At 59.6% G+C, this 25771-nt stretch carries 38 protein-coding genes; 2 read left to right on the top strand and 36 right to left on the bottom strand.

The genetic code is table 11. The annotated features are described in order from the left end of the window. Positions 1-96: 96 nt before the first annotated feature. The 5 genes from msrQ to CIC12_RS07315 form a co-directional block, all read right to left on the bottom strand. Entirely contained in the window at positions 97-819 is a 723-nt protein-coding gene (msrQ, locus tag CIC12_RS07335; RefSeq protein WP_168663486.1) for a protein-methionine-sulfoxide reductase heme-binding subunit MsrQ, read from the bottom strand. Positions 820-828: 9 nt separating this feature from the next. Continuing rightward, entirely contained in the window at positions 829-1824 is a 996-nt protein-coding gene (msrP, locus tag CIC12_RS07330) for a protein-methionine-sulfoxide reductase catalytic subunit MsrP (protein WP_168663485.1), read from the bottom strand. A 200-nt stretch (positions 1825-2024) separates the two neighbouring features. Then, positions 2025-3236, bottom strand: coding sequence for a c-type cytochrome biogenesis protein CcsB (gene ccsB, locus CIC12_RS07325; RefSeq protein ID WP_168663484.1), 1212 nt, complete (start codon positions 3234-3236; stop codon positions 2025-2027). A gap of 4 nt (positions 3237-3240) precedes the next feature. Then, the gene (locus CIC12_RS07320; protein ID WP_168663483.1) at positions 3241-5454 is read right to left on the bottom strand and encodes a cytochrome c biogenesis protein ResB; all 2214 of its coding nucleotides are present in this window, start codon (positions 5452-5454) and stop codon (positions 3241-3243) included. Positions 5455-5568: 114 nt separating this feature from the next. Then, positions 5569-6222 (bottom strand): c-type cytochrome, encoded by a 654-nt coding sequence (locus CIC12_RS07315; RefSeq protein ID WP_168663482.1) that lies wholly within the window; start codon positions 6220-6222, stop codon positions 5569-5571. Between the two features lie 216 nt (positions 6223-6438). Here CIC12_RS07315 and yihA point away from each other — a divergent pair, with 216 nt between their 5' ends. Both yihA and hemB read left to right on the top strand, forming a co-directional pair. Next, complete coding sequence (gene yihA, locus CIC12_RS07310; protein WP_168663481.1) at positions 6439-7092, top strand: ribosome biogenesis GTP-binding protein YihA/YsxC; 654 nt, start codon at positions 6439-6441, stop codon at positions 7090-7092. A gap of 247 nt (positions 7093-7339) precedes the next feature. Further along, positions 7340-8338 (top strand): porphobilinogen synthase, encoded by a 999-nt coding sequence (gene hemB / locus CIC12_RS07305; RefSeq protein WP_168663480.1) that lies wholly within the window; start codon positions 7340-7342, stop codon positions 8336-8338. Between the two features lie 169 nt (positions 8339-8507). Here hemB and dsbD read toward each other — a convergent pair whose 3' ends face one another. From dsbD to rpsJ, 31 genes are all read right to left on the bottom strand, one after another. Next, positions 8508-10382, bottom strand: coding sequence for a protein-disulfide reductase DsbD (gene dsbD, locus CIC12_RS07300; protein ID WP_168663479.1), 1875 nt, complete (start codon positions 10380-10382; stop codon positions 8508-8510). Next, on the bottom strand, positions 10375-10707 hold the full coding sequence (gene cutA, locus CIC12_RS07295) for a divalent-cation tolerance protein CutA (protein ID WP_168663478.1): 333 nt from the start codon (positions 10705-10707) through the stop codon (positions 10375-10377). Before cutA ends, dsbD begins: the two co-directional genes overlap by 8 nt. A 187-nt stretch (positions 10708-10894) precedes the next feature. Next, positions 10895-11287 (bottom strand): 50S ribosomal protein L17, encoded by a 393-nt coding sequence (gene rplQ, locus CIC12_RS07290; protein WP_074766150.1) that lies wholly within the window; start codon positions 11285-11287, stop codon positions 10895-10897. A 173-nt stretch (positions 11288-11460) separates the two neighbouring features. Then, positions 11461-12438 (bottom strand): DNA-directed RNA polymerase subunit alpha, encoded by a 978-nt coding sequence (locus tag CIC12_RS07285; protein WP_042329254.1) that lies wholly within the window; start codon positions 12436-12438, stop codon positions 11461-11463. Positions 12439-12561: 123 nt separating this feature from the next. Next, complete coding sequence (gene rpsD, locus CIC12_RS07280; RefSeq protein ID WP_121315894.1) at positions 12562-13185, bottom strand: 30S ribosomal protein S4; 624 nt, start codon at positions 13183-13185, stop codon at positions 12562-12564. A 147-nt stretch (positions 13186-13332) separates the two neighbouring features. Beyond that, a complete protein-coding gene (gene rpsK, locus CIC12_RS07275; RefSeq protein ID WP_006052224.1) occupies positions 13333-13737 on the bottom strand; it encodes a 30S ribosomal protein S11 in 405 nt (134 codons plus the stop codon). A gap of 28 nt (positions 13738-13765) precedes the next feature. Continuing rightward, entirely contained in the window at positions 13766-14131 is a 366-nt protein-coding gene (gene rpsM / locus CIC12_RS07270; RefSeq protein WP_006052223.1) for a 30S ribosomal protein S13, read from the bottom strand. A 41-nt stretch (positions 14132-14172) separates the two neighbouring features. Then, positions 14173-14289 (bottom strand): 50S ribosomal protein L36, encoded by a 117-nt coding sequence (gene rpmJ, locus CIC12_RS07265; protein WP_004199844.1) that lies wholly within the window; start codon positions 14287-14289, stop codon positions 14173-14175. Between the two features lie 20 nt (positions 14290-14309). After that, complete coding sequence (infA, locus tag CIC12_RS07260) at positions 14310-14528, bottom strand: translation initiation factor IF-1 (RefSeq protein ID WP_004521905.1); 219 nt, start codon at positions 14526-14528, stop codon at positions 14310-14312. 8 nt (positions 14529-14536) lie between these two features. Next, positions 14537-15883: a preprotein translocase subunit SecY gene (gene secY, locus CIC12_RS07255; RefSeq protein ID WP_168663477.1), complete on the bottom strand. Its 1347-nt coding sequence runs from the start codon at positions 15881-15883 to the stop codon at positions 14537-14539. Positions 15884-15929: 46 nt separating this feature from the next. Further along, positions 15930-16364: a 50S ribosomal protein L15 gene (rplO, locus tag CIC12_RS07250; RefSeq protein WP_075303261.1), complete on the bottom strand. Its 435-nt coding sequence runs from the start codon at positions 16362-16364 to the stop codon at positions 15930-15932. A gap of 29 nt (positions 16365-16393) precedes the next feature. Beyond that, complete coding sequence (gene rpmD / locus CIC12_RS07245) at positions 16394-16576, bottom strand: 50S ribosomal protein L30 (RefSeq protein WP_007180126.1); 183 nt, start codon at positions 16574-16576, stop codon at positions 16394-16396. A gap of 10 nt (positions 16577-16586) precedes the next feature. Continuing rightward, positions 16587-17105 (bottom strand): 30S ribosomal protein S5, encoded by a 519-nt coding sequence (gene rpsE, locus CIC12_RS07240; RefSeq protein WP_006052219.1) that lies wholly within the window; start codon positions 17103-17105, stop codon positions 16587-16589. 14 nt (positions 17106-17119) lie between these two features. Then, complete coding sequence (rplR, locus tag CIC12_RS07235) at positions 17120-17485, bottom strand: 50S ribosomal protein L18 (protein WP_006052218.1); 366 nt, start codon at positions 17483-17485, stop codon at positions 17120-17122. A gap of 12 nt (positions 17486-17497) precedes the next feature. After that, positions 17498-18028 carry a 50S ribosomal protein L6 gene (rplF, locus tag CIC12_RS07230; RefSeq protein WP_168663476.1) on the bottom strand — a complete coding sequence of 177 codons (531 nt, stop codon included), beginning with the start codon at positions 18026-18028 and terminating at the stop codon, positions 17498-17500. Between the two features lie 18 nt (positions 18029-18046). After that, entirely contained in the window at positions 18047-18442 is a 396-nt protein-coding gene (gene rpsH / locus CIC12_RS07225; RefSeq protein ID WP_006052216.1) for a 30S ribosomal protein S8, read from the bottom strand. Positions 18443-18456: 14 nt separating this feature from the next. Beyond that, positions 18457-18762 (bottom strand): 30S ribosomal protein S14, encoded by a 306-nt coding sequence (gene rpsN, locus CIC12_RS07220; protein WP_013340737.1) that lies wholly within the window; start codon positions 18760-18762, stop codon positions 18457-18459. 7 nt (positions 18763-18769) lie between these two features. After that, positions 18770-19309: a 50S ribosomal protein L5 gene (rplE, locus tag CIC12_RS07215; protein ID WP_006052214.1), complete on the bottom strand. Its 540-nt coding sequence runs from the start codon at positions 19307-19309 to the stop codon at positions 18770-18772. A gap of 17 nt (positions 19310-19326) precedes the next feature. After that, positions 19327-19635 (bottom strand): 50S ribosomal protein L24, encoded by a 309-nt coding sequence (gene rplX, locus CIC12_RS07210; RefSeq protein ID WP_006052213.1) that lies wholly within the window; start codon positions 19633-19635, stop codon positions 19327-19329. 9 nt (positions 19636-19644) lie between these two features. Further along, positions 19645-20013, bottom strand: coding sequence for a 50S ribosomal protein L14 (rplN, locus tag CIC12_RS07205; protein ID WP_006052212.1), 369 nt, complete (start codon positions 20011-20013; stop codon positions 19645-19647). Positions 20014-20303: 290 nt separating this feature from the next. Next, complete coding sequence (rpsQ, locus tag CIC12_RS07200) at positions 20304-20576, bottom strand: 30S ribosomal protein S17 (RefSeq protein ID WP_007180129.1); 273 nt, start codon at positions 20574-20576, stop codon at positions 20304-20306. Then, on the bottom strand, positions 20573-20767 hold the full coding sequence (gene rpmC / locus CIC12_RS07195; protein WP_007180130.1) for a 50S ribosomal protein L29: 195 nt from the start codon (positions 20765-20767) through the stop codon (positions 20573-20575). The genes rpsQ and rpmC overlap by 4 nt, the downstream gene beginning before the upstream one ends. Positions 20768-20777: 10 nt before the next feature. Next, a complete protein-coding gene (gene rplP, locus CIC12_RS07190) occupies positions 20778-21194 on the bottom strand; it encodes a 50S ribosomal protein L16 (protein ID WP_042329259.1) in 417 nt (138 codons plus the stop codon). A 2-nt stretch (positions 21195-21196) separates the two neighbouring features. Beyond that, entirely contained in the window at positions 21197-22003 is an 807-nt protein-coding gene (gene rpsC / locus CIC12_RS07185) for a 30S ribosomal protein S3 (protein WP_020070582.1), read from the bottom strand. A gap of 11 nt (positions 22004-22014) precedes the next feature. Then, the gene (gene rplV / locus CIC12_RS07180; protein WP_007180133.1) at positions 22015-22347 is read right to left on the bottom strand and encodes a 50S ribosomal protein L22; all 333 of its coding nucleotides are present in this window, start codon (positions 22345-22347) and stop codon (positions 22015-22017) included. Between the two features lie 7 nt (positions 22348-22354). Then, a complete protein-coding gene (rpsS, locus tag CIC12_RS07175; RefSeq protein WP_004199273.1) occupies positions 22355-22630 on the bottom strand; it encodes a 30S ribosomal protein S19 in 276 nt (91 codons plus the stop codon). A 10-nt stretch (positions 22631-22640) separates the two neighbouring features. After that, positions 22641-23468 (bottom strand): 50S ribosomal protein L2, encoded by an 828-nt coding sequence (gene rplB / locus CIC12_RS07170; RefSeq protein WP_168663475.1) that lies wholly within the window; start codon positions 23466-23468, stop codon positions 22641-22643. A gap of 2 nt (positions 23469-23470) precedes the next feature. Further along, the gene (gene rplW, locus CIC12_RS07165; protein ID WP_007180135.1) at positions 23471-23785 is read right to left on the bottom strand and encodes a 50S ribosomal protein L23; all 315 of its coding nucleotides are present in this window, start codon (positions 23783-23785) and stop codon (positions 23471-23473) included. After that, positions 23782-24402 carry a 50S ribosomal protein L4 gene (rplD, locus tag CIC12_RS07160; protein ID WP_007180136.1) on the bottom strand — a complete coding sequence of 207 codons (621 nt, stop codon included), beginning with the start codon at positions 24400-24402 and terminating at the stop codon, positions 23782-23784. The genes rplW and rplD overlap by 4 nt, the downstream gene beginning before the upstream one ends. Next, positions 24402-25061 carry a 50S ribosomal protein L3 gene (gene rplC / locus CIC12_RS07155; protein ID WP_168663474.1) on the bottom strand — a complete coding sequence of 220 codons (660 nt, stop codon included), beginning with the start codon at positions 25059-25061 and terminating at the stop codon, positions 24402-24404. Before rplC ends, rplD begins: the two co-directional genes overlap by 1 nt. 201 nt (positions 25062-25262) lie before the next feature. Next, on the bottom strand, positions 25263-25574 hold the full coding sequence (gene rpsJ / locus CIC12_RS07150) for a 30S ribosomal protein S10 (RefSeq protein ID WP_006998489.1): 312 nt from the start codon (positions 25572-25574) through the stop codon (positions 25263-25265). Between the last annotated feature and the right edge of the window lie 197 nt (positions 25575-25771).

Genomic DNA, 25771 nt, shown 5'->3' with positions numbered 1-25771 from the left:
CGGGTAGCGCCTGCGCCACAAGATGAAAAAAGGCGATGCCGGTGCGGCATCGCCTTTTTCTGTTTACGCGCCGTAGCCGCGCACGCTGCGCGATCGTCAGCGCGCCGTTGGCCTCCGCTCATGCAGCCAGACCATCAACCGCCATCCCAGCAGCACGATCATGACCGCGCCGTAGACCTTCGGCAGCAGCAGATCGTGCTTGCCCGCCTTCATCCACCAGAAATGCAGAATCGCGAGCGCGCCGATCGCATAAATCGCGCGATGCAGGGTCTGCCAGCGGCGCCCGAGTTTGCGCACCATCGCGCGTGGCGACGTCACGGCCAACGCGATCAGCAACACGAAGGCGGCAAAGCCCACGGTGATGAACGGCCGCTTGCCGATGTCCTTGAAAATGGCTGCCACGTCGAACCACTTGTCGAACCAAAGGTAAGTGGTGAAATGCAGCGTCGCGTAAAAGAACGTGTAGAGACCGAGCATGCGCCGAAAACGCACGAACGCCGCGACGCCCGTGACGCGGCGCAATGGCGTCACGGCCAGCGTGATGCAGAGGAAGACGAGCGTCCAGAGACCCGTCGAGCGCGTGATGAATTCGATGGGATTCGCGCCGAGCCGGTCGGTCATACCGAACAGCACGATGCGCGCAAGCGGATACCAAGCCGCGATAAATACCGCGATTTTGGCCGCCACGATCCAGCGCGCGCTGCCGGCCGGTCGCTGCTTCGCCGACGCTGCCGTCTTTGCCGCTGCGGCGGACGTGGCTGGCGGGGCACGCGATGCGTTACGTTCAGCCGGGACAACGGGTTGTGTATCGGAAGCCATCGTCGCGCCTCAGAAATTCTTCTTCAGGTCCATGCCTTGATAAAGCGACGCGACCTGATCCCCGTAGCCGTTGAACATCAGCGTCTTGCGCTTCGGCGTGAAGAAGCCGTCTTCACCGATGCGCCGTTCGGTCGCCTGACTCCAGCGCGGATGATCGACATTCGGATTCACATTCGAATAGAAACCGTATTCGCTCAAGGCGTACGTGTTCCAGCTGGTCGGCGGCTGTTTGTCGAGAAAGCGGATCTTCACGAGCGACTTCGCGCTCTTGAACCCATACTTCCACGGCACCACGATGCGCACCGGCGCGCCGTTCTGATTCGGCAGCACCTGGCCGTAGAGACCCATTGTCAGCAGCGTGAGCGGGTTCATCGCTTCGTCCATGCGCAGGCCTTCGGAATACGGCCAGTCGAGCACGGGCGTCGAGAGCCCCGGCATTTGTGACGGATCGGCCAGCGTGATGAACTGCACGTATCTGGCATTGCCGGTCGGCTGCACGCGTTTGATCAGCTCCGCCAGCGGCACGCCGATCCAGGGGATTACCATCGACCACCCTTCGACGCAACGTAGCCGGTACACGCGCTCTTCGAGCGGCGCGAGCTTGAGCAGTTCGTCGATGTCGTACACCTTCGGGTTCCTGATTTCACCCTCGACGCTCACCTTCCACGGATGCGGCCGCAGCGTCCCGGCGTTGTGCGCGGGGTCGGCCTTGTCGGTGCCGAACTCGTAGAAGTTGTTGTATGTGGTGATGTCGTTGTACGGCGTAATGCGCTCGAGCGCGACGAATCGGGTGTTGGTTTTCGCCGCCAGTTTCTGCGCCCTCGGGTCCGGCGACGTGTAGGCGGCCCGTGCCTCGCGGCTCCCGCCGATCAGACCACCGAGCGCAACCGCGCCGGCCGCCTGCAACACGCGCCGCCGGTTCTCGAAGACACGCTGCGGTGTAATCTCGCTGCGCGCGATGTCGTCACCGACGAGTTGCCTTCTGTCGCTTCGTTTGATCCACATCGTGCTGCTCCTTGGCGCCCCTGCAGTCTGTGCATCTTACGGGGCCATATTGATGATCGTTCGTCCGGACCTGTGTCCGCTCTCACCCATAGGTACCGTGAGGACGAACACATGGGATGCAGCAATTATTCCGCCAGTCGTAAAAAAACCGCCGGTGCGAAAGCACGCGGCGGTTTCCGGTCCATCCGAAGCGGTGGATCTTACAGCTTGCCGTAGCTATGCAGCCCCGACAGGAACATGTTGACGCCGAGAAATGCGAACGTCGTCACCAGCAGGCCGGTCAGCGCCCACCAGGCCGCGACCGCGCCGCGCAGCCCCTTCATCAGACGCATGTGCAGCCAGGCGGCATAGTTCAGCCAGACGATCAGCGCCCACGTTTCCTTCGGATCCCAGCTCCAGTAGCCGCCCCACGCTTCTGCGGCCCACAGCGCGCCGAGAATCGTCGCGATCGTGAAGAACGCGAAGCCGACGGCGATCGACTTGTACATCACGTCGTCGAGCACGTCGAGCGCCGGCAGGCGGTCGGCCAGCACGCCGCGCTCTTTCGCCAGATATGCGACGGCGACCATCGCCGACAGCGCAAAACTGCCGTAGCCGATGAAGTTGGCCGGCACGTGAATCTTCATCCACCAGCTTTGCAGCGCGGGGACCAGCGGCTGGATCTGCTGCGCGTCGCGCGCGACCGAGTACCACATCAGGAAGCCGACGGCGGCGCTGATCACCAGCAGCACGAACGCGCCGAGCGCGCGGGTGTTGTAGTGCTGCTCGTAGTACAGATAGAACAGCGCGGTGATCAGGCTGAACAGCACGAACACTTCGTACAGGTTCGAGATGGGAATATGGCCGACGTCCGCCCCGATCAGATACGACTCGTACCAGCGCACCATCAGGCCGACGAAGCCCATCACCACTGCAGCCCAGGTCATCTTCGAGCCGATCGCCGCCCCGGTCGCCGAGCGCGACAGCAGACCGATCCAGTAGAACACGGTGGCGAACACGAAGAGCGCGCTCATCCACAGAATCGCGGACTGGCTCGACAGGAAGTACTTGAGGAAGAACGCATTGTCCGCACGGCTCAGATCGCCCTGGTAGATCTGGATCGCTAATAGCGACAGCGCCGCGATCCCCACCATCAACGGACGCACGGGCTTCCAGCGCCAGCCGAGCACGACGAAGACGGGCACCGCGCACACCAGCACCAGTTTGTCGTAGTAGTTCATGAACGGGTAATAGCGCGTCAGCGCGAACCCGGCACCCGCGACCATCGCGATGGCGAACAGCCAGTCGACGATACCGAGTCGCTTCAGAAACGGACGCTCGTCATACTGCGCAACGTTGAGCGTTTCGCCCGCGAACACCTTGTCGGGTCGCGACGCTGAAGAAGAGGAGGAGGAAACCTGAGTCAAGTCCATGATCTTACCGGGTCGAATCTTGTGAGCTGGCGGACGGCGGGTCGGCGTCGCGTGGCTTGCCGGCGGCGTCGGATGTTTCGCTGAGCTTCGCGCCCAGCGCCGCGCCGACGGCGTCGCGCGTCTGCACGAACTCTTTTTCGAAGTCGAGCGTTTTGCGCGCGCTCGACATCGCCATCACGACATTCGTGCCGTGATCGGTATCTTTGAGCCAGAACCAGAGGCGCCGTTCGCGGACGTAGAACATCGAAAAGATGCCCAACACGAGGAGCAGGCTGCCAAGATACACGACTTTTTTGCCCGGCGCGCGCGTCAACTGAAATACCGAAGCTTGCACCTGCTTGAAGGAGTCAAGCTGCAGATAGACCGGCGATCCATACAGAAAGCTGTCGGATATCGCGTTGATCGAGCTCTGGACGAAGCGGCTCGCCTCCGCACTGGCCTGCGCCTCCGGCTCACCGAGTTGCTCGCGGGACAGTTGCCACAAGTCCCACGTCGCGCCTTCCAGCATGCGCAGCAGCAGTCCAGCGGCCTTTTCCTGCTCGCCCTTGGGCACCGAATGGTCGATAAAACCCGCAATCGCCTGGAAGCCGCCGACCGGCTGCCCGTTCGGCAGCTTGACGGCGCTGTCCGCGCCGGCAAAAAGGGTCAGCACCCGTGACGCGCTTTCTTCGAGATGCTGCTGCAGTTCGGCATTCGAACCCGGCACCGAGCGCAGCGCGAAACGATGCGCGGCCTTGGCGCGCATCGCCGGATCCGCGAGCGTGGCGCGCAGGTTCATCCATTCCTTGACGGTGCCGCCGGTGTCGGCGGGAATGCGCAGGTAGCGGAACGGATCGTCCGGATTCAGGCGCATGCCGGCGAGGAACATCTTCTCGCCCGCGACGTCCACCGGCAGCATGTAGTTGTTGTACTCGCGCGCCTGGCCATCCTTGTCGCGCACCTTGTATTGCACCGACGGACCGACGTTATGCAGATCGAGCGGCTTCGAGGTCTTCGCGCCGGAACCGAGGCGCTCGTCGAACGCCTCTTTCAGCGAACGGTGCGCGGCCACACCGCGGGCATCGTTCTGGCCACTGCCGTTCGAGATGTTTTCGACGTTGATCGCACGGAAATCGGTGAATTCGACCGTCTGGCCGTCGGCGAGCGACGTGGCCGTGCTGAGCGGTGCATTGCCACCGATCGTACCGCCGAACGGCGCGGTCTTCGCACTCGTGCCGGACATCGGATAGGCGGTCATCTGCATCTGCGAGCCGCCGTCCTGGAAGCTCGACTGATAGATCGACACGCCGTCATAGGTGAACGGCTTGTTCACCTCGATGCGCGCCGGCACGCGCGCGCCCGTCTTGTGATCGACCACGACGATGTCGCTCGCGAACAGCTTCGGCATGCCGGTCGAGTAAAAATCGACGATGAACTTGTTCAACTCGATCGAGAACGGCAGGTCCTGGATCAGCGAGCCGTCCGGCTGGTTCAGGATCGCGGTCGACACGTGCTGCCCTTCCGGCACCCACGCGTAGCCACGGAACGTCGGGTTCGATTCGGAAAGACGATGTTCCGGCGGGATCTCATTGATCACCGTGTTCGCGCGGATCGGCGATTTGTCGAACAGCCACATTTGCAGCTTGATCGGCAGATTGCTGTCTAGCAGGCCGCCGAGACAGATCACGACGATCGCGATGTGAGCGGAGATGTAGCCGAACCTGGTCAACGCGCCGCGCTTGGCCGCGATCAGCGTTGCGCCGTCGGACTCACGCGTGACGAACTTGTAGCCGAGTCGCGCCGACAGTTTGGCAAGCAGCACCGAGGTCTGCGCGCGCGTGGCGTGCACCGCGAACTCGCCCTTGTGGTGGAACGCGCGCAGGCTGCCTTCGCGGACTTTATCTTTCCAGCTCTTCGCGTCGGCGAGCATCTTCGGCGCATTGCGGATCACGCACAGCGAGACCGACACCATCAGGAAGCCGAGGATCAGCATGAACCACCACGAGCTATACACCGTGTACAGGCTCAGCGAGCGGAAGATGTCCGCCCAGAACGGGCCGAACTGATTGACGTAGTTGGGATACGGATCGTCCTGTGTGAGGACGGTGCCGATGATGCTGGCGATCGACAGAACCACGAGCAGCGCAATGGCGAAACGCATCGAACTCAAGACTTCGATGACGCTGCGCAAGACGCGATTGCCCGACTTCGACTGCAAACCCGACGTGGTGACGCTCATTCAAACTCCGACTAAACAGCAAAAAAGGGTGAAGGGCTGTCGTACGCGCGACGCCCTCACCCTTTTCTTGTTTGTACCGGCCTCGCCGGGCCGGTTGCGCTTGCGAGCGGACTTTTAACGCAAGCCCGCAATGTAATCGGCCACAGCCTTGATCTCGCTGTCCGACAGACGCGATGCAATGGTATGCATCGCCTCGTTGTTGTTGCGTGCGCCAGGCCCTTGCGTGAACGCGGCCAACTGCGCCACTGAGTATTCCGCCCATTGTCCCGACATACGCGGGAATTGCGATGGGATCCCCTGACCGGTCGGGCCATGGCAGCTTGCGCATGCCGGCACGCCCTTGTCGGCAATCCCGCCTCGATAAATTCTCTGACCGAGCGCGACAGTGTCCTTGTTATGCGCATAGCCGGGCTTCGGGGTCTGCGACGCGAAATAAGCGGCGACGTTGACCATGTCCGGTTCGGAGAGCGCCGCGGCCATACCCGCCATGATCGCATTGTTGCGCGCGGGCTGCTTCGCGCCCGGCTGAATCTTGAAATCCTGCAGCTGCTTGACGAGATACTCGGGATGCTGGCCCGCCAGCTTCGGATAGGCACCGCCGGCACTGTTGCCGTCCGCGCCGTGACACGACGCGCATACCTGCACTGCGATTGCCTGCCCCCGATTGACGTCCGGCTTCGCCGGATCTGCTGCTCGTGCCTGAATTGCCAAACCTGAAAGACCTGCCGCTACATGAAGCACCATCAGAGTCTTGCTCAGTCGATTCATTCGCACACCCTGTCTCGTCTTGTGGGATTTTAGAGGTTTTGCAAAATACGACGGCGACCGAGTGACCGCCAGAAGCCGCCAAGGCACGCGGGCTGGCCCCCTCAGGTTTTCAGTAAACCATCGTATTGTACAATAACTCGCTAATCGCTAAGACGCCAGTCGGGCTTGACCCGTCCCCACTCCGGGTTCCCCGGCGTCTCGAATCCTGGCCTGATCATGTCCTTCCTGCTCCACCAATCCCGCTTTTTCACGACCGTCAATCATCTGCGCGATCTGCCGGCGACCTCACAACCCGAGATCGCCTTTGCGGGACGCTCGAACGCGGGCAAGTCGATGGCCATCAATATCCTGTGCAATCAGAAGCGTCTCGCCTTCGCCAGTAAAACGCCGGGCCGCACGCAGCACATCAATTACTTTTCGGTGGGCAAGGCGGACGAGCCGACCGCGCATCTGGTGGATCTGCCGGGCTACGGTTACGCGGAAGTGCCGGGCGCAGCCAAGGCTCACTGGGAAGCGCTGCTGTCCACGTATCTGCAATCGCGATCGCAATTGCGCGGCATGATCCTGATGATGGACTCGCGCCGCCCTCTGACCGAACTGGACCGCCGCATGGTCGAGTGGTTCGCGCCGACCGGCAAGCCGATCCACACGCTGCTCACCAAATGCGACAAATTGACGCGACAGGAAAGCGTGAACGCCTTGCGCGCCACGCAGAAAGGGCTGGCCGAATACCGCACCGCCGGCTATCAGGGCGAGTTGACCGCGCAACTGTTCTCGGCGCTCAAGCGCGTCGGGATCGACGAAGCGCACGCGTTGATCGAAAGCTGGCTGATCCCCGGTGCGAAGGGCGAAACGGACGGCGCGCAGTAAGTTCGGCCACCGGCTCGGATGGAACAAAGTGCCAACCGGCTGCGCATAAAAAAACCCGCCGCTTAAAACGGCGGGTCAAACAGCCTAATCGAAAAAACGACAGGCACCCGCTCAGGGAGGAGAAGCGGGGAGGTCAGCGCAAGGCGCCTTGCTCGATCGGTATGATATACCATTGTCTCGAAAAGTTTCCGGGAGCGGAGGCAGGCGTTACTTGTCCACTCCACACATCCACGACCTTCGATCCGATATGAGCTTCTACCCGCATTACCGTCCGCGCCGTATGCGCCGTGACGACTTCTCGCGTCGCATGATGCGCGAAAATATCCTCACCACCAACGATCTGATCTACCCCGTGTTCATCGTCGAAGGCACCAACGTGCGGCAAGCCGTACCGTCGATGCCGGGCGTCGAGCGCGTGTCGGTCGATCTGTTGATGGGTGTCGCCGAGCAATGCGTCGAACTGGGCGTGCCGGTGCTGTCGCTGTTCCCCGCGATCGAGCCGTCGCTGAAGACCCCCGACGGCCGCGAGGCGACCAATCCGGCCGGCCTGATCCCGCGCGCGGTTCGTGAACTGAAGAAGAATTTCCCGGAGCTCGGTGTGCTCACCGACGTCGCGCTCGATCCGTACACGAGCCACGGCCAGGACGGCGTGCTCGACGAAGCCGGTTACGTGATCAACGACGAGACCGTCGACATTCTCGTCGAGCAGGCACGTGCGCAGGCTGAAGCGGGTGTCGATATCGTCGCGCCGTCGGACATGATGGACGGTCGCATCGGTGCGATCCGCGAGATGCTCGAAAGCGAGGACCACATCCATACGCGCATCATGGCTTACGCGGCCAAGTTTGCGTCGGCGTTCTACGGCCCGTTCCGCGACGCCGTCGGTTCCGCGACGAACCTCGGCAAGAGCAACAAGATGACGTACCAGATGGACCCGGCCAACTCGAATGAAGCGCTGCGCGAAGTGCAAGCGGACATCAACGAAGGCGCGGACATGGTGATGGTCAAGCCGGGCATGCCATATCTGGATATCGTGCGTCGCGTCAAGGATGAGTTCCAGTTCCCAACTTACGTGTACCAGGTCAGCGGCGAGTACGCGATGCTGAAGGCCGCCGCGCAGAACGGCTGGCTCGACCACGACAAGGCCATGATGGAATCGCTGCTGGCGTTCAAGCGAGCCGGCGCGGATGGCGTGCTGACGTACTTCGCGCTGGATGCCGCGCGGATTCTGCGTTCACAGAAGTAAGCTGACAGGCCGCCTGTTTGCGGCGGCCTGGATTGTTCAGGCGCTATGCAAAACGGAGACGGGCTTTATCAGGCGTGGCTCCGTTTTTTTATGCCGGGATGTCGATTGCGTCAGTTCGGCTGTTCTGGGATCAGTGTCCGTGCTGCCATTTCCCTGATGTCAGGGCGCGTTACGCTCCTGACGCGCCCACGCGATCCAGCGTGCGCAAGAATTTATCCGCCGACTCATATCCCACGACGCGCAACACTTCCTTGCCGCCCTGATCGAAAAAGATGATCCCCGGCGGCCCGAACAAGCTGAAGCGCTTGAGCAACGCCTGATCGTCGACGTTGTTTGCAGTGACGTCGGCACGCAGCAGGTTCATCTGCTTCAATTTCGCCTGAACGCGCGGGTCGCTGAAGGTGAATTTCTCCATTTCCTTGCAACTCACGCACCAGTCCGCATAAAAATCGAGCATGGCGGGCTGTGCAGCCGTTTTGACGGCCTGGTCGAGTTCACTCGATGAACGGACCATAGCAAACATCAGAGCCCCTTGCGGCGCCGCGCCCACCTTGCTGGAGGCATTCACCGTGCCGACCTCTGCGCCGCGCGCGGCCAACACGGCGAGCGGCCGCAGGGGATCTGACGATCCCGCAGCCAGACCGACCAATAGCACCGCCGCCCAGACTGCAAGCGCCGCGCCGATTCCGCGGCCCAACCGCTGCCAGACGGACCCGCCGACAACCGGCCCGGAAAATAACCCAAGCGAAGCCGCCGCGATCAGCAACCAGAGCGCGCTCAAGAGCATCGTCGCAGCCGCGCCAAGCACGGGCCAAACTATCCACAGCGCCGCCGCAAGCAGCACGACGCCGAAGAAGACCTTGACGCCATCCATCCATGCGCCCGCGCGCGGCAGCAGAGTGCCGGCTCCAAGCCCGACGATCAGAAGCGGCACACCGAGACCGAGTCCCATCGAAAACAGCGCGGCGCCGCCAAGCATGGCATCGCCGGTATGCGCGATGAAGGCCAGGACGGCAAAAAGCGGTGCGGTCATGCACGCACCGACCACCAGCGCAGACAACGCGCCCATTATGGCGACGGCGGCGAATTTGCCGCCCGAACGCCCGCGCGATGCACGCGACAGCCCCTCTTGCCAGCGCTGCGGCAGCGCGATGTCGAAACCGGCGATCAGCGTCAGCGCGAAAATGGTCAGCAGAACGCCGAATGCGCCGAGTATCCACGGGTTTTGAAGCCATGCCCCGAGGCTCTGTCCGATCAGCGCCGCCGCCACGCCCAGTGCGGTGTACACGAGCGCCATGCCGATCACGTAGGCCAGCGATAGCGCGAAACCGCGGGCACGCGTGACCCGCGCGCCTTCACCGATGATGATCGCCGACAGGATCGGGATCATCGGATATGAGCACGGCAGCAGGCTGAGTACGGCGCCCGCGACGAAATAGAGCCCGACAATCGCCAGCAGGCCACCACGCTGCAGCAACGACTGCGCGTAGTCGGCGCTGGTGGCGCGCTCGTACCAAGGCTCGTCGCCCGCCGTGGATTGCTGCGTCGCCGCCGTGGCGGCCGCCGCGCTGCCGGCGGCATGCAAGGCTTCGCCGCTCACCCGGTACACGCGCTCCATCGGCGGATAGCAAATGCCGGCATCAGCGCAGCCCTGCGACGTGACCGCCAGGTCGAACGGCGCCTTCGCTTGAGTGACGGGGATGCGGATCGTAAGCTCGTTGCGGTAAGTCTCCACGTCCTTGTTGAACGTCTGATCGAACTTCACGTGGCCAGCCGGCAACTGCGGCTCGCCAATCGCGGCCACGCCGTTCCGGGTCACAAACGCGAAACGCTCGCGGTACATGTAATAGCCATCGGCGATCTTGTACGTCACGATCACTTCACCGGGCTTCTCGCTCGCACTGAATTTGAACGCGACGGCAGGATCCAGAAAGTCGTCAGCGGCGCGGGCGGGCGTGGCGAACTGCGCGAGGATTACGCAACCGAGCAGGAAAAATACGGTGCGCAGCGCATGACGCGCGCGCCGGTCGAGACCGTTAAACATGGAAAGGACGTTGGGTTTCAGCAGTGATCCACTGGCCATACGCGGCCGATGCCGTCGCTTGCCACGAAAGGATTTCCGGCGTGTCGTAGGGATGGTGAGCCAGTATGTACTGCTCGAGTTCAAGCGCACGTAAGGCGCTCGTCTTGAACAGCAACTGGATCTCCTGCGCAGTTTCGATTTTGCCCTGCCAGTGATAGCTCGACTGCACGCTGCCTAGTTGCGTGACGCACGCGCATAAACGCGCGGCCAGCGCATCTGCGGCGAGCTTCTGAGCGACGGCCGCATCCGGCACCGTGGTCAGAATCAGGATCACATTCACACTCACTAAAGGCTCCGGCGCCGCACGATTCAGGTGTCGATATCGTATCACCTAGCCTTATGGCGCCGCTGATGGCCTCGCGGCAGACGCGCAGCATTTGGCCCTGAGTGAACGGGCGCCTCAATGGCAAATGAGCGTCCAAAAACAAAAAAGCCAGGCTACGCGCCTGGCTTTTCTTTGCAGCGAAAAAAGCTTACTCAGCTTCTTGCACTTCAACTTCTTCAACTTCCGGACGATCAAGCAGTTCGACCAGTGCCATCGGTGCGTTGTCGCCGACGCGGAAGCCGAACTTCAGGACGCGCAGGTAGCCGCCCGGGCGGGTAGCGTAACGCGGGCCCAGAACCTCGAACAGCTTAGTGACCGAGTCACGATCGCGCAGGCGGTTGAACGCCAGACGACGATTTGCCAGCGAGGGCTTCTTGCCAAGCGTGATCAGCGGCTCGACGACTTTACGGAGTTCTTTCGCCTTCGGCAGCGTGGTCTTGATGACTTCGTGCGCGATCAGCGAGTTGGACATATTACGGAGCATTGCCAGACGGTGGCTGCTCGTGCGGTTCAGTTTCCGCAGACCATGACGGTGACGCATGTTAATTCCTTCGATTCAAAGTTTTGGTCCAGCTCTTCTATCGCGCTCAATCTACCCGAAAGTAGCGAGTGCACGGGCCGGTAGTAAAAAAAGACAAGACGCGGATTTTAAAGGAAAATCCGCGTCTTTGCCAGTGCAGCGGGCGGGTTTCTGTCCCGGGATCGCTACTCGACTTACTTGTCCAGCCCTGCGGGCGGCCAATTTTCGAGCTTCATGCCAAGCGTCAAACCACGCGACGCCAGTACTTCCTTGATTTCGTTCAGCGACTTGCGGCCCAGATTCGGAGTCTTGAGCAGCTCGTTTTCCGTACGCTGGATCAGGTCGCCGATGTAGTAGATGTTCTCGGCCTTCAGGCAGTTCGCGGAACGAACCGTCAGTTCAAGATCATCGACCGGACGCAGCAGGATCGGATCGATCTGCGGTGCACGCGACGGCGCTTCAGCCGTTGCTTCCGTGCCTTCCAGTGCAGCGAACACCGACAGCTGATCGACCAGAATGCGCGCCGATTGACGGATCGCTTCTTCCGGCGAGATCACACCGTTGGTTTCGATGTTCATCACGAGCTTGTCGAGATCGGTACGCTGTTCGACGCGAGCACTTTCCACGGCGTAGCTCACACGACGAACCGGCGAGAACGAGGCGTCCAGCACGATACGGCCGATGATCTTAGCCGACTCTTCGCCATAACGACGCACATTGCCCGGCACGTAGCCGCGGCCCTTTTCGACCTTGATCTGCACGTCGAGCTTGCCGCCCTTCGACAGATGCGCAATCACGTGATCCGGGTTGATCACTTCGCAATCGTGCGCGAGTTCGATGTCGCCAGCGGTGACGACGCCTTCGCCGTCCTTACGCAGCGTAACCGTGACTTCATCACGGTTATGTAGCTTGAACACGACGCCCTTCAGGTTCAACAACAGGTTGACCACATCCTCTTGCACACCGTCGAGCGTCGAATACTCATGTACGACGCCTGCGATCGTCACTTCGGTCGGCGCGTAGCCCACCATCGACGACAGCAGCACGCGCCGGAGCGCGTTACCCAAGGTGTGGCCGTAACCGCGTTCAAACGGTTCCATGACCACTTTCGCGTGGCTCTCGCCAAGCGATTCAACTGCGATGATCTTGGGCTTCAACAAACTGGTTTGCATAGGTTTTCCTTTTCAATACCCTCGGCTCGTTACACCGATAAGGCTGACCGGTAACAACCTGAAAATAAACAGCCGAGACGCCCCCTTGCGCAACGCAATCGGGTGCCCCGGCCGTTAATCCGATTACCGCGAATACAATTCGACGATCAGGCTTTCGTTGATATCGCCAGCGATGTCGCTGCGTTCCGGCTTCGACTTGAACGTGCCTTCGAATTTCTTCGAATCGACAGCGACCCAGCTCGGCAGACCGCCTTGCTCAGCCAGCGACAGCGCTTCGAGAATACGCGCTTGCTTCTTCTTCTGTTCGCGCACTGCGACAACGTCGCCTGCTTTCACTTGCATCGACGGGATGTTCGACACGACGCCGTTCACCATAATCGCCTTGTGGCTCACGAGCTGACGTGCTTCAGCGCGCGTTGAGCCGAAGCCCATGCGATACACGACATTGTCCAGACGTGATTCGAGCAACTGGAGCAGGTTTTCACCCGTGTTGCCCTTCAGGCGGTCAGCTTCAGCGAAGTAGCGGCGGAATTGACGCTCGAGAACACCGTAGATACGCTTAACTTTTTGCTTTTCGCGCAGCTGCGTGCCGTAGTCGGACGTACGTGCACCCGAAGTGCGGCCATGTTGGCCGGGCTTGCTGTCAAGCTTACATTTGTCAGCGAGCGAACGACGGGCGCTCTTCAGGAAGAGGTCAGTGCCTTCACGGCGGGACAGCTTGGCCTTAGGGCCGATATAACGTGCCACGTTGATTCCTTCTATGATTAATCACGCGAACGCATGCATTCGCGCTAGTCCGAACCCTTTGGGTCGAACGGTGGGCTTAGTCAATTCAATAGCGCAAGCGGCCTGCCGCCGCGTAGGGCGGCAACAGGCGCTAGCAACACCCGCGTCTTAGATACGACGACGCTTCGGCGGACGGCAGCCGTTGTGCGGCACCGGAGTCACGTCGGAGATCGCGGTGATCTTGATACCAAGACCATGCAACGCGCGCACCGCCGACTCGCGGCCAGGACCGGGGCCCTTGATCCGCACTTCGAGGTTCTTGACGCCGTATTCCATCGCCACGCGGCCTGCCGATTCGGCTGCCACCTGAGCTGCAAACGGGGTCGATTTACGCGAACCCTTGAAGCCCTGACCACCCGACGTTGCCCAGGCAAGTGCATTGCCTTGACGATCGGTGATCGTAATGATGGTGTTGTTGAACGACGCGTGAACGTGAACCACGCCCTCGGCGACGTTCTTCTTGACCTTCTTGCGAACGCGTTGCGCCGCGGAGTTGTTCGAAGCCTTAGCCATTACGTTTTCCTGTAACTGTCAGTTCCGCTTACTTCTTCAGCGATTGCGCTGCACGACGCGGACCCTTGCGCGTACGGGCATTCGTACGCGTACGTTGGCCGCGCAGGGGCAAGCCCTTACGATGCCGAACGCCACGGTAGCAGCCGAGATCCATCAGGCGCTTAATGTTCATCGTCGTTTCACGGCGCAGATCGCCTTCAACGATGAACTTGCCGACTTCTTCACGCAGCTTTTCGAGGTCTGCGTCGTTCAGGTCTTTGACCTTCTTCGAAAATGCCACACCAGCAGCGACGCAAATGTCGCGCGAGCGCGTGCGGCCGATACCGTAAATAGCCGTCAGGCCGATTTCAGTATGCTGGTGATTCGGGATGTTAACCCCTGCGATACGAGCCATTGTTTTTCCTCAAACAAAAAGCGCAAGCAAAAGCGCGGCGTTCAGCCTTGACGCTGTTTGTGGCGCGGATCAGAACTGCAAATCACGCGCACAACGCCTTTGCGCTTGATGATCTTGCAATTGCGGCAAATGCGCTTAACCGATGCCATCACTTTCATGATATTACCCTTTTTTCAAATCACTTCGCCCGGAACACGATCCGCGCACGCGACAGATCGTAAGGCGTCAATTCAACCGTCACCTTGTCGCCCGGCAAAATTCGGATGTAGTGCATCCGCATCTTCCCAGATATGTGTCCCAATACGACATGGCCGTTTTCCAGCTTCACCCTGAAGGTAGCGTTAGGCAGGTTTTCGATGACTTCACCCTGCATCTGGATAACATCGTCTTTGGCCATAAGTCCTTTCAACGCATCGGGACGCCGCCGCCTTTGAAATTAGCTTTCTTCAGCAGCGATTCATACTGTTGCGACATAACGTACGACTGCACCTGCGCCATGAAGTCCATTGTGACGACGACAATGATCAGCAGCGACGTTCCACCAAAATAAAACGGCACGTTCCAGCGCAGCACCAGAAATTCGGGCAGCAGACAAACAAACACGATGTAGATCGCACCAGCCAGCGTCAAACGCGTGAGGATACGGTCGATATATCGCGCCGTTTGATCGCCCGGGCGGATGCCTGGGACGAAAGCGCCACTCTTTTTCAGGTTGTCGGCCGTTTCCCTGCTGTTGAACACCAGTGCGGTGTAGAAGAAGCAGAAGAAGACGATCGCCAACGCGTACAGCAACACGTACACGGGTTGACCGGGCTTGAGAGCTTCGGCCACGTTGTGCAGCGTGTCTGCGAACCAGCTGGTACGCGATCCCGAACTAAACCAGTTCAGGACAGTTGCCGGGAAGAGAATGATCGACGATGCGAAGATCGGCGGAATCACACCCGACATGTTCAGCTTCAGCGGCAGATGCGAAGACTGCCCGCCGTAAATCTTGTTGCCGACTTGCCGCTTGGCGTAGTTCACAAGAATCTTGCGCTGGCCGCGTTCGATGAACACCACCAGATACGTCACGGCAGCAATCAGCGCGACCACGATAATTGCCGAGATGATGCTCATCGAGCCTGTTCGCACCAGTTCGAAAAGCCCACCGATTGCGTTCGGGAAACCCGCCGCAATACCGCCAAAAATGATGATCGAGATACCGTTGCCAAGCCCGCGCTCCGTGATCTGCTCACCCAGCCACATCAGGAACATCGTGCCCGTCACCAGCGTCACGACCGTCGTCAACCGAAACACCATCCCCGGATCGATTACCAGGCCCGGCTGATTTTCCAGTGCGACGGCAATGCCAAATGCCTGAAACGTCGCCAGCAGGACCGTAAAGATACGCGTGTACTGCGTGATCTTCCGTTGACCCGCCTGACCTTCCTTTTTCAGCGCTTCGAGTTGCGGCGAGACAATCGCCAGCAACTGCATGATGATCGACGCCGAAATGTACGGCATGATCCCCAGCGCGAAAATCGTGAACCGCGAAAGTGCGCCACCCGAAAACATGTTGAACATGCCAAGGATGCCGCCCGACTGGCTTTGGAACAACTTTGCCAGCTGGTCCGGGTCAATACCCGGCACCGGAATATGCGCGCCGATACGATAGACGATCAACGCCAGCAGCAGGAACACTGCACGCCGACGCAGATCGCCAAACTTCGCCGCGCCGCGACCGGGTTTTGCGAGACTCGGGCTGTTAGCCAAGTACCTTCTCCGATGCAAATGCTAGTGACGGCAAATAACTTGCGCGTTACTCGGCAAAAGAGCCGCCGGCTGCTTCAATCGCAGCGCGCGCACCCTTCGTCGCACCCAGACCCTTCACAACGACCTTGCGCTTGAGCTCGCCCGTCGCAATGATCTTGGCGCTCCTGATCAGCTCGCCGACGAGGCCAGCTTGCTTCAGAGCCAGCAGATCGATTTCGTCGACCGGCAGCTTTTCCAGATCCGAGAGACGCACTTCACCGACGAATTCCTTCGTCAGCGAGGTGAAGCCACGCTTGGGCAGGCGACGTTGCAGCGGCATTTGACCGCCTTCGAAGCCAACCTTGTGAAAGCCGCCCGAGCGCGACTTCTGACCCTTGTGGCCACGGCCAGCGGTCTTGCCGAGGCCGGAGCCGATACCGCGCCCAACGCGACGCTTTGCGTGCTTAGCGCCTTCAGCCGGCTTCAGGTTATTCAATTCCATTATCAACTCCTTGAGTCCTGGTGAGCCGCTTAGCTGATGACCTTAACGAGGTACGAAACCTTGTTGATCATGCCGCGCACAGCCGGCGTATCCTGCAACTCGCTAACCGAGTTGAGTCGGCGCAGGCCCAAGCCACGCACCGTTGCACGATGCGTTTCACGGGTGCCGATCAGGCTCTTGACGAGCTGGACCTTGACAGTTTTATCAGACATGGTGTCCACCTTAGCCCAGAATATCTTCGACGGACTTGCCGCGCTTCGCCGCGATGTCCCCCGGCGTCGACTGCTTACGCAGGCCGTCGAGGGTTGCACGAACGAGGTTGTACGGGTTCGTCGAACCGTGGCTCTTGGCCACAACGTTCTGCACGCCCATCACGTCGAACACTGCGCGCATCGGGCCACCAGCGATCACACCGGTACCGTCCTTCGCCGGAGCGAGGAGGACCATCGATGCGCCGTGCTTACCGTGCACTTCGTGTTGCAGGGTACCGTTCTTCAGCGGCACCTTAAACATGTTACGGCGAGCCTGTTCCATCGCCTTCTGAACAGCGACCGGCACTTCCTTCGCCTTGCCCTTGCCCATACCGACGCGGCCATCACCATCGCCGACCACGGTCAGTGCGGCGAAACCGAGAATCCGGCCACCCTTCACTACCTTGGTCACGCGGTTGACCGAAATCATTTTTTCACGAAGGCCGTCGTCGCGTTCGTCAGCCTGAACTTTCGCTTGCATCTTTGCCATGACGAATTCTTCCCTTAGAACTTGAGTCCGGCTTCGCGCGCCGCATCAGCCAGCGCTTTCACGCGGCCGTGGTAACGGAAACCCGAACGGTCGAAGGCGACGGATTCGATGCCGGCAGCCTTAGCCTTTTCTGCGATGCGCTTACCGATCAGGGTCGCCGCAGCGACGTTGCCGCCCTTGCCCGTCTGATCAGCCAATTGCGCACGCACTTCGGCTTCGAGCGTCGACGCGCTGGCGAGCACCTTGGTGCCGCATGGCGAGAACACTTGCGCATAGATGTGCGTGTTCGTGCGATGCACGGCGAGACGCGCGACCTGCAGCTCAGCGATCTTGATACGCGTCTGACGAGCGCGGCGCAGGCGAGATTGAGTCTTATCCATGATTGCGCACCCTTACTTCTTCTTCGTTTCTTTGAGGATCACAACCTCATTGGCGTAACGCACACCCTTGCCCTTATAAGGCTCCGGCGGGCGATAGCCGCGCACTTCTGCAGCGACCTGGCCAACTTGCTGTTTGTCGATCCCCTTGATCACGATTTCGGTTTGCGACGGGGTTTCTGCCTTGACGCCTTCCGGCATCTGGTGCACCACAGGGTGCGAGAAACCCAGCGACAGGTTCAGCTTGTCGCCTTGCGCCTGTGCGCGGTAACCGACGCCAACCAGCGTCAGCTTGCGCTCGAAACCCTTCGTCACGCCGTGCACCATGTTCGCAACCAGTGCGCGCATCGTGCCCGACATCGCATTCGCTTCGCGGCTCTCGCCCACCGGCTCGATCTTCAGCGTGCCGTTGTCGTTCACCACTTTCACTAGGCTATTGGCAGCCTGCGAAATCGTACCCAGCGGGCCCTTGACGGTAATGCGTTCGTCGCTAAGGGCCACTTCTGCGCCTTGCAGCGCGATCGGGCTTTTACCTACTCGAGACATGTTTCTCTCCTTTCGGCCTTAAGCGACGTAGCAGATGACTTCGCCGCCAACGCCCGTTGCACGCGCCTTGCGGTCCGTCATCACGCCCTTCGGCGTCGACACGATTGCCACGCCAAGGCCATTCATGACCACGGGGATGTCGTTACGGCCGCGGTACACACGCAGACCAGGCTTCGAAACGCGTTCAATGCGCTCGATCACCGGACGGCCAGCGTAGTACTTCAACACGATGTTCAATTCAGACTTCGCACCTTCGGACTTCACTGCGAAATCATCGATATAGCCTTCGTCCTTCAGGACCTGCGCAATCGCAACCTTGACTTTCGACGAGGGCATAGTCACCGAGACTTTCTCAACCATCTGCGCATTGCGGATGCGAGTCAGCATATCGGCGATAGGATCACTCATGCTCATTTACGTTTCTCCTATTACCAGCTCGCCTTGGTCAGGCCAGGGATCTCGCCGCGGAACGCGATTTCACGAATCTTGTTACGCGCCAGCCCGAATTTACGGAACGTACCGCGCGGACGACCGGTAATTGCGCAACGATTGCGCTTACGGGTCGGGTTAGAGTTGCGCGGCAGTTGTTGCAGTTCCAGACGTGCTGCGTAATGCTCTTCGTCCGACTTGCTCATATCGCTAATGATCGCCTTCAACTCTGCACGCTTGGGAGCGTACTTAGCAGCGAGGCGAGCACGCTTCTTTTCACGTTCGATCAGTGCCAGTTTAGCCACGGTAACCTCAGTTTCTGAACGGGAACTTGAAGCTGGCGAGCAGGGCCTTTGCTTCGTCGTCGGTCTTCGCAGTCGTCGTGATGCTGATGTTCAGCCCACGCAATGCGTCGATTTTGTCGTAGTCGATTTCGGGGAAAATGATCTGCTCTTTCACACCGATGTTGTAGTTGCCGCGACCATCGAACGCACGACCCGACACGCCACGAAAGTCACGCACACGCGGGAGCGCAACCGTCACGAAACGGTCCAGAAATTCGTACATTGCCTGACCACGCAACGTGACCATTGCACCGATCGGATAGCCCTGACGGATCTTGAAGCCAGCGATCGCCTTACGCGCCTTCGTGATCACCGGCTTCTGGCCGGCGATCTTCGTCAGGTCGCCAACGGCGTTTTCGATGATCTTCTTGTCAGCAACCGCTTCGCCAAGGCCCATATTCAGGGTGATCTTGGTGATGCGCGGCACTTCCATCACGGACTTGTAACCGAACTTTTCGATAAGGCCGGGTACAACCTTTTCTTTGTAAAACTCTTGCAAACGAGCCATTTTTATACTCCGCAGCGTCAGGCGCTCAGCTCGGCACCGGTCGTCTTAAGGAAACGCACCTTCTTGTCTCCTTCGACCTTGATGCCTACACGCGACGCCTTGCCATTCGCGTCGACCAATGCGACGTTCGAAATTTGCAGCGGCATCGTCTTGGCTTCCACACCGCCCGTCGTACCCTTCATTGGGTTCGGCTTGACGTGTTTCTTGACGAGGTTGATACCCTCGACAATAACTTTGCCTTCGCCAACGGACAGCACGACGCCGCGCTTGCCTTTATCTTTGCCGGTGATGACGATAACTTCGTCACCTTTGCGAATCTTGTTCATCGCGACTCCTTACAGCACTTCAGGTGCCAGCGAAACGATCTTCATGAATCGTTCGCTGCGCAACTCGCGCGTGACAGGCCCGAAAATACGGGTGCCAATAGGTTCGAGCTTCGCATTTAACAACACAGCGGCGTTGCCATCGAACTTGATCAGCGAGCCGTCCTGACGGCGCACGCCCTTGGCGGTGCGAACCACCACGGCGTTATAAATTTCGCCTTTCTTCACGCGCCCGCGCGGCGTTGCTTCTTTGACGGTCACCTTAATGATGTCGCCAATGCTGGCATAACGACGCTTCGAGCCGCCGAGCACCTTGATGCACATGACTTCACGCGCACCCGTGTTGTCGGCCACTTCAAGCCGAGTTTCGGTCTGGATCATGGTTTATCTTTCCCAACTTAATCCGGTCACACCACCATGGCGTACCCGGTCAGTCTTGGTCCCGTCAGCCAATCGGCTGCTTGGGTATGAACAGCAGCGACGGCAAACGAAACCCGCCATCGCAATCCGGTGAATCCTTCGGAACAGGCTGGCGCCCGAACCGCTTCCCCCACCAACTTCGCCCGCGACGGGGCTCCCATAAAAGAGGGAAGACCGAGATTATAACAAATAATCCCGGTCTTGCAAGCGAAACTTACTGCGATTTCAATTACTTCTACAACTTTGCGGCGTCAGATGACGCGAGCAGCCTCGACCAGGCGAGCCACAACCCAAGCTTTCGTCTTCGAAATCGGACGCGTTTCCTGGATTTCAACGAGGTCGCCCTCGTTGTACGTGTTCGCATCGTCGTGCGCGTGGTATTTCTTCGAACGCACAACGTACTTGCCGTAGATCGGATGCTTCACGCGGTGCTCAACCAGCACGGTGACCGTCTTGTCCATCTTGTTGCTGACGACCTTGCCGACCAGCGTCCGCTTGAGCGAGGTTTTTACGCTATCGTTCATTTCTGGTTCGCCTTCTCAGTCAGGACGGTCCGCACACGTGCGATGTCGCGACGGACCTTCTTCAGCTGGCTCGTATTCGTGAGCTGCTGGGTCGCGAGTTGCATGCGCAGGCCGAATTGCGCCTTCAACAGGTCCGACAGCTCCTTGTTGAGCGCGGCCTGATCTTTCTGGTGAAGTTCGGAAGCCTTCATCATTTGCTCCTTAGGCGCCGAGCTGACGCACGATAAACGTCGTCTTCAGCGGCAGCTTAGCTGCAGCCAGACGGAACGCTTCGCGTGCCAGCTCTTCGGTTACGCCGTCCATTTCGTACAGCATCTTGCCCGGTTGAATCTCTGCGACGTAGTACTCGGGGTTACCTTTACCGTTACCCATACGTACTTCAGCCGGCTTGTGCGAGATCGGCTTGTCCGGGAAGATGCGGATCCAGATGCGGCCACCACGCTTGATGTGACGCGTCATTGCACGACGTGCCGCTTCAATCTGGCGCGCGGTCAAGCGACCTCGACCGACAGCCTTCAGGCCGAACTCACCGAACGACACCGCGTTGCCGCGGGTAGCGATACCGGTGTTACGACCCTTCTGCTCTTTGCGATACTTTCTGCGTTTCGGTTGCAGCATCGTTATTCTCCAGTCTTCCCGTCGCCACCGGCACCGCCAGCACGACGAGGAGCGCCACGGCGTGCACCTGCCGGGCCACCACCTTCACCATCGCGACGCGGACGGCGATCGCCACCCGGACGTGCGTTGCGGCGCGGACGCTTTTCTTCGGCGACTTCTTCAACCACCGGAGCGTCGTTGCGGCCGAGCGTGTCGCCCTTGTAGACCCACACCTTCACGCCGATGATGCCGTACGTCGTCTTCGCTTCCGAAGTCGCGTAGTCGATATCAGCACGCAGCGTATGAAGCGGCACGCGACCTTCGCGATACCATTCCGTACGAGCGATTTCGATACCATTCAGGCGGCCTGCGCTCATGATCTTGATGCCTTGAGCACCCAGACGCATTGCGTTTTGCATCGCACGCTTCATCGCGCGACGGAACATGATCCGGCGCTCGAGTTGCTGCGTGATCGAATCCGCGATCAGTTGCGCATCGGTTTCCGGCTTGCGGATCTCTTCGATGTTGACGTGGACCGGAACGCCCATGCGGCGCTGCAGTTCCGACTTCAGCAGTTCGATATCCTCGCCCTTCTTACCAATGACAACACCCGGACGCGAGCTATAAATCGTGATACGCGCGTTCTTCGCCGGACGCTCGATAACGACGCGACCAACCGAAGCGTTTTTCAGCTTCTTCTTCAAGTATTCACGAACACCGATGTCTTCCTGCAACATCGCCGCGAAATTGTTGTTGTTCGCGTACCAACGCGACGCCCAATTGCGGCTGACGGCCAAACGGAAGCCAGTCGGATGAATTTTCTGTCCCATCGTATGACCCCTTAATTCCCGACCGTCACAGTGATGTGACAGGATTGCTTCTCGATGCGGTTACCCCGGCCTTTAGCGCGCGCGGTGAAACGCTTGAGCGACGCAGCCTTGTCGATGTAAATGCTCGTGATCTTGAGCTCATCGATATCGGCGCCTTCGTTATGCTCCGCATTCGCGATCGCCGACAGCACGACCTTTTTCACGATTCCCGCAGCCTTCTTCGGCGAGAACGTCAGAACGTTCAGCGCCTTGTCGACCGGCAAACCGCGGATCTGGTCAGCCACAAGGCGCGTTTTCTGCGCCGAGATGCGGGCACCGCGATGAATTGCTTTCACTTCCATCATGAGCCCCTTATTTCTTAGCCTTCTTGTCGGCTGCGTGACCCTTGAACGTACGGGTCAAAGCAAACTCGCCAAGCTTGTGGCCGACCATGTTTTCCGAGATGTACACCGGAACGTGTTGACGGCCGTTGTGAACGGCGATCGTCAGACCGATGAAATCCGGGAGGATCGTCGAGCGACGCGACCAGGTTTTGATCGGCTTCTTATCCCGCGAAGCTGCTGCCGCCTCAACTTTCTTCAGCAAATGGGCGTCGCAGAACGGACCTTTTTTTACAGAACGTGCCATTGCCTACTCCTTAACGCTTGTGACGGCGCTGGACGATCATGCTCGTCGTGCGCTTGTTGCTGCGGGTGCGATAACCCTTAGCAGGCGTGCCCCACGGGCTCACCGGATCGCGACCTGCAGCCGTCTTGCCTTCACCACCGCCGTGCGGGTGATCGACCGGGTTCATTGCAACGCCACGCACCGTCGGGCGGATACCGCGCCAGCGGTTTGCGCCAGCCTTACCGATTTGACGGAGGCTATGCTCTTCGTTGCCAACTTCACCAATCGTCGCGCGGCACTCAACGTGGACGCGGCGGATTTCACCCGAGCGCAGGCGGACCTGTGCGTAGATGCCTTCACGAGCCAGCAACATCGCCGACGTACCAGCCGAACGCGCCATTTGCGCGCCCTTGCCCGGCAGCATTTCGATGCAGTGGATCGTCGTACCGACCGGAATGTTGCGGATCGGCAGCGTGTTGCCTGCGCGGATCGGCGCTTCCGAACCCGACATCAGTTGCTGACCAACTGCGACACCCTTCGGAGCAATGATGTAGCGGCGTTCGCCGTCCGCGTACAGAACCAGCGCGATATTCGCGCTACGGTTCGGGTCGTACTCGAGACGCTCCACCTTCGCTGCGATACCGTCCTTGTTGCGACGGAAATCGACGACACGATAGTGATGCTTGTGACCACCACCCTTATGACGCGTGGTGATGTGACCGTTGTTGTTACGGCCGGCCGTCGAGGACTGCGAGTCGAGCAGCGGTGCGTACGGCTTGCCCTTATGCAGATCCTTGTTGACCACCTTGACCATCGCACGGCGACCCGGCGAAGTCGGCTTAACTTTAACGATTGCCATGATTACTTGGCCTCCGCTTCAAAGTTGATTTCCTGGCCGGGCTTCAGGCAGACGTATGCCTTCTTCACGTCCTTGCGCTTGCCCATGAAGCGACCAAAGCGCTTGGCTTTGCCCTTCGAGACCAGCACGTTGACGGAATTGACTTCCACCTTAAACAGTAGCTCGACTGCAGCTTTCACTTCCTGCTTCGTGGCATCGGGCGCGACTTCGAACACAACTTGCTCGTTCTTGTCGGCCACCAGCGTCGCCTTTTCGGAGATCACCGGTGCGAGCAGGACCTGCATCAAACGATGATCGTTCTTGCGAATCTCGCTCATGACAGCAACTCCTCGATCTGGGCGACCGCAGCCTTCGTGATCAGGATCTTCTTGAAGTAGATCAGCGACAGCGGGTCGGCGTAACGCGGCTCGACAACTGCCACATGGGCGAGGTTGCGCGACGCGAGGTACAGGTTTTCATCAACCGTGTCGGTAATCACCAGCACGGAGTCGAGACCCATCGCCTTAAATTTTTCGGCCAGCAGCTTTGTCTTCGGCGCTTCGAGCGTCAGCTCGTCGACCACCGAGATGCGGCCTTCGCGGGCCAGCTGCGAGAAGATCGAGCAGAGACCTGCGCGATGCATCTTCTTGTTGACCTTGTGCGAAAAGTTTTCTTCCGGCGAGTTAGGGAAGATCCGGCCACCGCCGCGCCACAACGGGCTCGACGACATACCGGCGCGGGCACGGCCCGTACCCTTCTGGCGCCACGGCTTCTTGGTCGTGTGCTTAACTTGCTCACGATCCTTCTGCGCGCGGTTGCCGCTACGGGCATTCGCTTGATACGCCACCACTACCTGGTGAATCAGGGCTTCGTTGTAATCGCGGCCGAACACGACGTCCGACGCGCTAACGCCTGCACCTTCCTGACCATTGGCATTCAGGAGCTTAAGTTCCATTATTTCGCTCCTTTCACGGCACGCGTCTTCACGGCCGGCGTAACGAATACCTTGCCACCCTTCGCACCCGGAACGGCGCCCTTGATCAGCAACAGCTTGCGGTCAGCGTCGATACGAGCGATTTCGAGGTTTTGCACCGTTACCGTGTCGTCACCCATGTGACCGGTCATGCGCTTACCCGGGAAAACACGACCCGGATCTTGCGCCATACCGATCGAACCCGGCACGTTGTGCGAGCGCGAGTTACCGTGCGATGCACGGCCGGATGCGAAGTTGTAACGTTTGATGGTACCGGCGTAGCCCTTACCGATCGACACGCCTTGCACGTCGACCTTCTGGCCTACTTCGAACAGGTCGGGACCGACCACGGTACCGTTCGACAACTCGGCAGCCTTGGCGGCATCGATCTGGAATTCTTTGAGGATTTCACCGGCTTGAACACCGGCTTTGGCGAGATGACCGGCCAACGGCTTCGTCACGCGCGATGCACGGCGCGTACCGAATGCAACCTGCACGGCCGTGTAGCCGTCGGTTTCAACAGTCTTGATCTGCGTCACGCGGTTGTCGGACACGTCCAGCACGGTAACGGGAATCGAATCCCCTTCTGCCGTGAAGATACGGGTCATGCCAACCTTGCGACCTACGAGTCCAAGGCTCATCGTTTTCTCCATTCCCGACTGCGATTGGTCGGGGCTAATTTACAAAATGCCGGCGCCGTTTCGGGCGTGAATTCACGCTGCAGCACACCGACTTTTTTGCGCAAATGCGCGAAAAGCCTTGCATTATAGCGAGGCTTTTCGTTTTCCGCAAGCAATCAATGACTTAGCTCTGTCCGGCACGCCGGACAAGCTCCGCAAGCCTTATTGCAGCTTGATTTCAACGTCCACGCCCGCCGGCAGATCGAGCTTCATCAATGCGTCAACGGTCTTGTCCGTCGGATCGACGATATCCATCAGGCGTTGGTGCGTACGGATTTCAAGCTGATCACGCGACGTCTTGTTGACGTGCGGCGAACGCAGGATGTCGAAGCGTTGAATGCGGGTCGGCAGGGGCACCGGACCACGAACGATTGCGCCAGTCCGCTTAGCCGTGTCGACGATTTCAGCTGCCGATTGGTCGATCAGGCGATAGTCGAAAGCTTTCAGGCGAATGCGGATTTTCTGGTTCTGCATGACAATTCCTTGGAAAAGAGCGAGGCGGTATTGCGCCGCCAGATAGTAAAGAACGTAGAGCCGGGCGCCCGCTTGGGGCCGGCGCCCGGCTCCGGGCACCAATTACTCCATGTACTGCAAGGTCAATCCGCGATTTTACTCGAGGATCTTGGCAACCACACCAGCGCCGACCGTACGGCCGCCTTCGCGAATTGCGA

Source organism: Paraburkholderia sp. SG-MS1 (genome assembly GCF_012275575.1).
Lineage (GTDB): Bacteria > Pseudomonadota > Gammaproteobacteria > Burkholderiales > Burkholderiaceae > Paraburkholderia.
This window is presented reverse-complemented; position numbering and strand designations above follow the sequence as displayed.